Origin of the sequence: Shewanella sp. 8A, assembly GCF_023475945.1 — a bacterium.
In the GTDB taxonomy this organism is placed as follows: Bacteria; Pseudomonadota; Gammaproteobacteria; order Enterobacterales; family Shewanellaceae; genus Shewanella; species Shewanella xiamenensis.
The window spans coordinates 1-8,378 of sequence record NZ_JAMDJP010000057.1; the positions used below are offsets into that span (position 1 = coordinate 1).

At 39.5% G+C, this 8,378-nt stretch carries 6 protein-coding genes and 4 pseudogenes; 4 read left to right on the plus strand and 6 right to left on the minus strand.

Annotated features, from left to right (window positions below):
* Nucleotides 1-111 (plus strand): annotated as a pseudogene (locus M0413_RS22220) (aminoglycoside phosphotransferase family protein); the annotation flags it as partial.
* Here the strand turns inward: M0413_RS22220 and M0413_RS23125 are convergent.
* Nucleotides 79-180, minus strand: a pseudogene (locus M0413_RS23125) (IS1 family transposase); the annotation flags it as partial. The pseudogenes M0413_RS22220 and M0413_RS23125 sit on opposite strands and share 33 nt — an antisense overlap.
* Before the next feature lie 187 nt (nucleotides 181-367).
* Between M0413_RS23125 and M0413_RS22225 the strand changes: the two are divergent.
* Nucleotides 368-1,147 carry an APH(3')-VI family aminoglycoside O-phosphotransferase gene (locus M0413_RS22225; RefSeq protein ID WP_249555672.1) on the plus strand — a complete coding sequence of 260 codons (780 nt, stop codon included), beginning with the start codon at nucleotides 368-370 and terminating at the stop codon, nucleotides 1,145-1,147.
* A gap of 654 nt (nucleotides 1,148-1,801) precedes the next feature.
* On the opposite strand, the pseudogene M0413_RS22230 reads toward M0413_RS22225, so the two are convergent.
* Nucleotides 1,802-2,143 (minus strand): annotated as a pseudogene (locus tag M0413_RS22230) (IS1-like element ISPa14 family transposase); the annotation flags it as partial.
* Between the two features lie 24 nt (nucleotides 2,144-2,167).
* Complete coding sequence (locus tag M0413_RS22235; RefSeq protein WP_000812657.1) at nucleotides 2,168-3,433, minus strand: IS4-like element ISPa12 family transposase; 1,266 nt, start codon at nucleotides 3,431-3,433, stop codon at nucleotides 2,168-2,170.
* Between the two features lie 106 nt (nucleotides 3,434-3,539).
* On the opposite strand from M0413_RS22235, the gene M0413_RS22240 reads away from it, so the two are divergent.
* A complete protein-coding gene (locus M0413_RS22240; protein WP_001100753.1) occupies nucleotides 3,540-4,466 on the plus strand; it encodes an inhibitor-resistant extended-spectrum class A beta-lactamase PER-1 in 927 nt (308 codons plus the stop codon).
* 109 nt (nucleotides 4,467-4,575) lie between these two features.
* Here the strand turns inward: M0413_RS22240 and M0413_RS22245 are convergent, their stop codons facing one another.
* Nucleotides 4,576-5,985, minus strand: a complete 1,410-nt coding sequence (locus M0413_RS22245) for an IS4-like element ISPrst1 family transposase (RefSeq protein ID WP_076611433.1) — start codon at nucleotides 5,983-5,985, stop codon at nucleotides 4,576-4,578.
* 93 nt (nucleotides 5,986-6,078) lie between these two features.
* On the opposite strand from M0413_RS22245, the gene M0413_RS22250 reads away from it, so the two are divergent.
* A complete protein-coding gene (locus M0413_RS22250; protein WP_249555674.1) occupies nucleotides 6,079-6,483 on the plus strand; it encodes a glutathione S-transferase family protein in 405 nt (134 codons plus the stop codon).
* On the opposite strand, the gene M0413_RS22255 is transcribed toward M0413_RS22250, so the two are convergent.
* Entirely contained in the window at nucleotides 6,472-7,743 is a 1,272-nt protein-coding gene (locus M0413_RS22255) for an IS4-like element ISPa13 family transposase (RefSeq protein WP_000813355.1), read from the minus strand. The two genes, M0413_RS22250 and M0413_RS22255, sit on opposite strands and share 12 nt — an antisense overlap.
* A 93-nt stretch (nucleotides 7,744-7,836) precedes the next feature.
* Nucleotides 7,837-8,208: pseudogene (locus M0413_RS22260) on the minus strand (IS1-like element ISPa14 family transposase); the annotation flags it as partial.
* Nucleotides 8,209-8,378 lie beyond the last annotated feature (170 nt).

The following is an 8,378-nucleotide window of genomic DNA, read 5'->3' on the forward strand; positions in this document are numbered from 1 at the left end:
TCGCAACCTGTTCTCATTGCGGACACCTTTTCCAGCCTCGTTTGGAAAGTTTCATTGCCAGACGGGACTCCTGCAATCGTCAAGGGATTGAAACCTATAGAAGACATTGCTTTTGATGCCATTTTTCTTTATACTGTCACTGAGGCAGGTTGGACATTTGATTTCTAGAGTTATTCGCATTTCTCTATTTTATCAAAATTCAACCTGCTTTGTTTCAGCATACTTTTTGAAACACCACCAAAGTTTGAAGTATTGACCCTCTATAGGGAATAAGCCATATTTTTGCTACAGTGAACCTAATTAAGATCATCTATTTACTAGGCCTCGCATTTGCGAGGTTTTTAATGCTGAATAAAAGGAAAACTTGATGGAATTGCCCAATATTATTCAACAATTTATTGGAAACAGCGTTTTAGAGCCAAATAAAATTGGTCAGTCGCCATCGGATGTTTATTCTTTTAATCGAAATAATGAAACTTTTTTTCTTAAGCGATCTAGCACTTTATATACAGAGACCACATACAGTGTCTCTCGTGAAGCGAAAATGTTGAGTTGGCTCTCTGATAAATTAAAGGTGCCTGAACTCATCATGACTTTTCAGGATGAGCAGTTTGAATTCATGATCACTAAAGCGATCAATGCAAAATCAATTTCAGCGCTTTTTTTAACAGAGCAAGAATTGCTTGCTATCTATAAGGAAACACTCAATCAGTTAAATGCAGTTGCTATTATTGATTGCCCATTTATTTCAAGCATTGATCATCGGTTAAAAGAGTCAAAATTTTTTATTGATAACCAACTCCTTGACGAGATAGATCAAGATGATTTTGAGGCTGAATTATGGGGAGACCATAAAACTTACATAAGTCTTTGGAATGAGTTAAATGAGACTCGTGTTGAAGAAAGATTGGTTTTTTCTCATGGCGATATCACGGATAGTAATATTTTTATAGATAAATCTGGTGAAATTTACTTTTTAGATCTTGGTCGTGCTGGATTAGCAGATGAATTTGTAGATATATCTTTTGTTGAACGTTGCCTAAGAGAGGATGTATCTGAGGAAACTGCTAAAATATTTTTAAAGCATTTAAAAAAAGATATGCCTGACAAAAGGAATTATTTTTTAAAACTTGATGAATTGAATTGATTCCAAGCAATATCTAAAAATACTTAGTTATCTTTTTAAGTCGCTAAGTTTTAAATAAATAAGTGAAAGAAGTTAGTGGAGCTACTGATTTAAAGTTTTATATCACCAATGAATCCAAGTTTTGGTTTTTAAAATAAACTTATTTAAAATAGCTAAAGCTGTTTATTAGCTTAACTTGTGATTTAAGTTTTTTTGAATATAAAATTGTTAATTTATTAGCTTTACAAGTTTATTTAAATTTCATCGTGCAACATTTTTAACCAATTTTATTATCGATGGTATTTTTTTGTCTGCTTTTCTTTTCCTAGTCTTTTATCTATCCGTCAGCCATATAGTATTTTATTAAATTCTTATGGAAAATGACGCATGTTAAATTATCTTAAGAGCTTTAATAATATCAATACTTATTTGGTTTTATCGATAATTCTGCTGTTAATCATAATATCTCTAGATTATTTCTAAACTGAATGAATGTTTATAATGAGTGATTCATATTACTATTGAAATCGACTTCTCACTTTGAAAGAAGGCGAGGATGAGGGGCTTTTATGTTGATTTATCATTTTAAAAATGTCTTATAAAAGAAGCCTAACGTGTTTTCTTATATAGGTTTAAACATAATTTTTGGGTGGTGTTTCAAAAAGTATGCTGACATTAAATGAAGCCATTATTGATGTAAAAAAAGGTTAAGTCGAAAGCTTTAAAATGGTTTTCAATCTTTTTTGAAAAATTACAACTCCTTCTAAAACCGCGCCTAATTCGATGCCTTATTTTGCAATTATTACCTTCAATACCTACAGTAAAAAATTTACCAATACTTTGCTTGCAGTTTTTAAAAGCAGTTATGAAACTGTCCCAATGATCACTTGCAATTCGGGTGTAGTGAATACCTAATTGTTTAAGCTTTGCCTTCAATCGTTGAACTGTAGCTAAGTCTCTTTTACCCCAAACATAAGCAACAATCTCACCTGTTTCTCGATGGTAGGCGTAAATCATACGTATGTCTTTAGCGAGCTAACATCATGATTCATATGTGATTTCCAATACTTTAAAAGCCCCTGATTTTTGATCTCGCTTTACATTTACCCTCTGGCAATGTTCCGCGAGAAACGCAAAAACCTTACCCAATTCCGCAGCAATTTCAGTTATCCCTGAACAAGCCCATTTTATACAAAAGGGAAGCCACCACTGATTGGCTGTTTTGGCCCCGCTGAACATGGACAACACTCGCCGATATTTTTGCTGTGCTCCGTTGATTAACCAACGCTTGAGCGTTGCCGCCAGCAGACTTCCCCAAATCAACGTTTCGGCTATCGTTGAGTATTCCGTATTAAATTTATTCAAACTATTCAACGATTTCCATTCTTTGAACAAGAGTTCTATCTGCCAGCGCAGACGATACCATTCGCCCACTGTTGCGGCTGGGAATGTGTGCCGGTCCAAATTTGTACACAGACAAACCGGTTTGTCTTTATGGTCAGTGGAAGCAAACAAAACACAACGGTACACCGGACCATCTGGCCACTGCACATCCAAATCCAATTCGCCATGCTTAGGCAATACGGCCAGCCAGCTGCGTAGCGGCTGACAGAGTCCTGTTTGGTTGCAAGTCGCCATTGGATTCACCGAAGCGGGCATCCGAAGCACAAAGCTGGCCGCTTCGTTTTGGAGCGATTCAATGTAAGCTTTTGAAAAATAACCTGCATCGGCCATGAGCAAACAACCACGTAGACTTTGAGCTACGGGGAGATAGTCGCGTTCAGATGCAGTATCTTCGCTCAGAGAAACGCGGACAGGCTGGGCTTTTTCAAGGTCATAGGTCACGTGAAGCTCCACTGCCGCAGGAGAGTGTGTACTGAATCGCCCGGGGAAATGCAGGCTGAGGCCGTCATGAACAGCGAAACTGGTGCCATCCTGCAACAGTACCTGCTTGAAATGCCCCCGATAGGCGTCCGAAAAGGTGTGCATGGCTGGCAAATGAAGTGCCAGCGCCTGCTCAAACACTTGACGCATAAATTCAGGAGTTCCGAGCTTAACTAACTGATTATGGAATGGTTTAAGGCGTACTGACATCGAATGCAAGTGGTTAAAGTAACGATGTATATCAGCGATTGTGCGGGCATTTCCACTTCCCAGGGCACACACAAATGCCAGGCAAAGTTTTGCGGGAGTGATCAGGCGAAAGCGTTCAATCATGTGAGTTTGAACACCAAGTGAATTTAATTGTTGCTCTGAAAACAGGGCTTCAAAAATGGTTGAAAATGCGGTAATCTGATTTTGCTTCATTCGTTTTAGCCCTCTGGGCGTTCTATTTTATTCGCAAAATCAATTAGATCACGAATGAAGCACCTATTCAAATCCTAAAGATCATACGTATGAAAAGGACAATCCGATGAATGTCATTATAAAAGCTGTAGTTACTGCCTCGACGCTACTGATGGTATCTTTTAGTTCATTCGAAACCTCAGCGCAATCCCCACTGTTAAAAGAGCAAATTGAATCCATAGTCATTGGAAAAAAAGCCACTGTAGGCGTTGCAGTGTGGGGGCCTGACGATCTGGAACCTTTACTGATTAATCCTTTTGAAAAATTCCCAATGCAAAGTGTATTTAAATTGCATTTAGCTATGTTGGTACTGCATCAGGTTGATCAGGGAAAGTTGGATTTAAATCAGACCGTTATCGTAAACAGGGCTAAGGTTTTACAGAATACCTGGGCTCCGATAATGAAAGCGTATCAGGGAGACGAGTTTAGTGTTCCAGTGCAGCAACTGCTGCAATACTCGGTCTCGCACAGCGATAACGTGGCCTGTGATTTGTTATTTGAACTGGTTGGTGGACCAGCTGCTTTGCATGACTATATCCAGTCTATGGGTATAAAGGAGACCGCTGTGGTCGCAAATGAAGCGCAGATGCACGCCGATGATCAGGTGCAGTATCAAAACTGGACCTCGATGAAAGGTGCTGCAGAGATCCTGAAAAAGTTTGAGCAAAAAACACAGCTGTCTGAAACCTCGCAGGCTTTGTTATGGAAGTGGATGGTCGAAACCACCACAGGACCAGAGCGGTTAAAAGGTTTGTTACCAGCTGGTACTGTGGTCGCACATAAAACTGGTACTTCGGGTATCAAAGCCGGAAAAACTGCGGCCACTAATGATTTAGGTATCATTCTGTTGCCTGATGGACGGCCCTTGCTGGTTGCTGTTTTTGTGAAAGACTCAGCCGAGTCAAGCCGAACCAATGAAGCTATCATTGCGCAGGTTGCTCAGACTGCGTATCAATTTGAATTGAAAAAGCTTTCTGCCCTAAGCCCAAATTAACAGACTATCAGCACTATCTAAGCCGCTGACTCTGGTTGTACACTAAAGCTATGGTTTGAAATTGGAGTAGGTTATGCAGTTATTAGGTTCAGTGGCTTCTGTCTCTTGATCACAAATCAAAAATGAAGTCTTGGGTTATTCGATATCCTTCAACCAAAGTCTGCAACTTAAACCATCCTTCCCATAGGGTGATCCAACTTATTCTCCCTGTTAGTTTACTATTGTTCCAACCTGCTAATTTACCTAGGCTAATGTAAGCCCAATGAATATTGGGCGTTAATTTAGGAGGTTGTACACCTTCAACTTTTATCCAAAGTAACTTCCACTCCAAAGGCGTCAATAGTGTTTCACAACTGGTATTTTTAGCTTTATCTTTATTTAACCCTACATACCTAAGTTGCTGAATCCTAATAGCAATAAATGACAATATGACAGTCATTTTTTCAAGGCTATTTTTTGTCTGCATGCGTAATGATTCGACTTTTGTCCCCCCAGACTTCCAAGCTTTATGGTAGTCCTCAATTAGCCACCTTTTCTCATAGAACTCTATGATTCGCTTTGCGTCATCAGCATTATTGATTTTTTCAGAAGTCAATAAATGCCATCTCAATGGCTCTTTAGAGCCAGTTGAGTTCTCATGGCAGCCAACATAATAAAGACTTATATCTTCAAGATTACCGCGCTTATTTCCCGGAACTTTTAATGTAACAGGTGAGTATTTGATATCGCAGTTTACTAATCTCTTTTTCCTAGCTGCTGAGGTTTTTGTTGCGCCTCTTTGAGATATGCAAATGGTTCTTTGAGCAACACTGACTAAATTTTCTGAAAAAGAATAGAGTTTATTGTTTTCCTCTGTGAGTCTCCGACTTTGCATCGAACGAACAACAAAACGATGGTTATTTTGAGTTTTATATCGAAGATATTCATAAATATCTGCCTCACGATCGCAGACAGATATAACTTTACTCATATTCGATTTAAGTCTCTTGGCAACATGAGTTGAAGCTCTTTGCCATTTAAAGCTTTCTTTATCTTCATATTTATATTCTAAATGTTTACTTCCTCTACCATGAGAGGAGAGGCTTCGGCACCAACGCTGTTGTTCGATAAGGCCCACAACATTTTGTTCATTTGGTGCAAATAACAATACAGAATGAGCCATCATCCCCCTAGCTTTTGTACTATTCCCTAAAGGGCCAAGTTCAGGCTTGACGGATTTATAACTGAAATTAAGGGATGTTGTATCTTCTAAAGCAAGCAATAAATCATAATTGTTAACGAGCTCTGCTGTAGCGTTAAATGCTGACGTTTCAATATCTTGAGCCTTAATTTTTTCATTTCGAATAAAGCGATAAGCAGCCTCAATTTTGTCCGATGTTTGTGATGATTTTACAACCGACATACCAATGTTACTGACTAAGTCAGTAACTAAAGTAACGAGTCGTTTTGTCCGTCTTTTATCACCTAGCTCAGCATTACCAAAATTATTCTGTGCCCACTCAGCAGCTTTGACAATCATGTTTATTCCTTAATTCAGACTCATCAATGGAAGATCTGATCTATGAATGTCGTTAAAGTTCCAGAAATAATGATTTGTGTATAAGAGACAGCAGTGGCTTCCCCTTTTGTTCGTCGTTTACGTTTAGTACTGGCAGGGCAACCTTATCAGTTTGTAGCGCTTAATATTTTTGAGTCTGAAGGCCGTTCAGTGTTGGTACAACATAATCCGGCACGCAAAGTGCCTGTGTTAGTGGATGGAGAGCAGGTTATTTTTGATTCAGGCGTAATTTATCGTTATTTGGCTTCGAAACTGAAATTCAAACCATTGAGCTGGGATCAGGAAAACGGTCTGACGACCATCAATGCCTGCACAGACTCCTTGGTTGAATTACTGCTTTGTAAGCGCTCAGGTTTTGACGTGACTGAAGATAAATTGTTTTTTAATCTTCAGCATGAGCGAATTCAGGCGACGCTAGAGGCACTTCATACGTATGACCTTAACGACCTAACCCAATGATTTATTTGTGTTATTAAGCAGCTTATATACGCCACTTATTTGGTCTCGTTTAACATTTTGCCGTTGGCAATGTTGCGCTAAAAATGCCAGCGCGTTATTCATGGCTTTTGCTAAATCCGTACCACGACTCATGGCTATATCAAAGCAAAATGGTATCCACCACATATGGGCAGTTTTTGCTCCGGTAAAAAGCGACAACACCCGGTTATACTTCTTTTGTGCCGCGTTGATTAGCCAGCGTTTTAAGGTTGCTGCCAGCAAGCTACCCCAAATTAATGTCTCAACGATTGTGGCATGACCTGTATCGAATTTATTTAAATTATTCATCGACTTCCACTCTTTGAATAATAATTCTATTTGCCAGCGAACACGATAAAAATCACCCACAACAGCTGGAGGAAACTGCTCACGGTCAAGGTTAGTGCAGACCAATACATGACGTTTTTTGTGATCTAATGCTGCAAATGCAACGCAACGATAAACCGGGCCATTCGGCCACTGCACATCTAAATCCAATACACCTGCATTGGGTAATTCTTTTAACCATGTTTTCAGCGGCTTCATCTGCTGAGTCTTAGTACAAACCGCCATTGGATTAACACGGTTACACATCCGCATAATAAAATACGCGCAGGCTTCTTGAAGCTGTTGTATATAAGCTTTTGAAAAATAACCTGCATCTGCCATAAATAAGCAGCCTGATAAAGAGGCGGGTGAAGGCAAATAGTCCCGCTCGGGTGCCGTGTCCTCAGTCAGACTAACACCGTCAGGTTGCCCCTTAAACACGTCATAAGTGACATGTAACTCAACCGCTGCCGGACTATTTTCATTAAAACGTCCTGGAAAATAGAACATTAAGTCGTCATGTACAGCGAAACTGGTGCCATCTTGTAAAATAATGCGCTTGAACATGTCCTGATATTTATTCCTGATAGCAAACATATCAGGGAGATGCAGAGCCAGCGCCTTTTCAAACACTTCACGCATAAATTCAGGAGCAGCCATTTTAACCAACTGTTTATGAAAGGGTTTAAGCTTTATGTCCGTTGAGTGCATATGGTTAAATTGCCGGTGCACATCGGCAATCGAATTCGTTGTTCCTGCACCCAGCGCACTGACCAGCGCCATGCAAAACTTCTGTGGCGTCACCTGCCGCCGCCGCTTCATAAAGCCTGATTGCTTGCCAAGCGCATCAAGCTCTGCTGCTGAAAAAAATCGTTCAAAAGCGCTCGAAAATCGGGTATCTTGTTGTTGCTTCATTCGTTTTTCCTGCAAAGGTGATCTTTTTTTTCTGGTAAATCAATTAGATCACGAATGAAGCACCTCTTCAACTCCTAAAGATCATACCTATGAGGCGTAAATAAGCCATTGTTTATTATTTTTATTTCCCACAAAAGTCCAAAACTCATCAACTTCAAGAGACTCATAATGACTTTGTTTAGGCTGAATTTGGTAGGTCGATTCGGTTAAAGTACGTAAAACTTTACCGATACTGATTCGCTCAACTTCAGCGATATCTCGTATACCACTACCTCTGACCATCAACTGTAATATTTTTCGAGTAATGCCTGAATGACATCCTAGATAGCTCAGAGCATGGTCACCAATAAACTGACGTTTACAGTCTTTGCACTGATAGTTTTGTTTCCCATCTACTTTGATGCCATTTTTCTTTATACTGTCACTGAGGCAGGTTGGACATTTGATTTCTAGAGTTATTCGCATTTCTCTATTTTATCAAAATTCAACCTGCTTTGTTTCAGCATACTTTTTGAAACACCACCTCTTTTCGCAGGTTGAGCCACCTCCGCGCTTCATCAGAAAACTGAAGGAACCTCCATTGAATCGAACTAATATTTTTTTTGGTGAATCGCATTCTGACTGGTTGCCTGTCA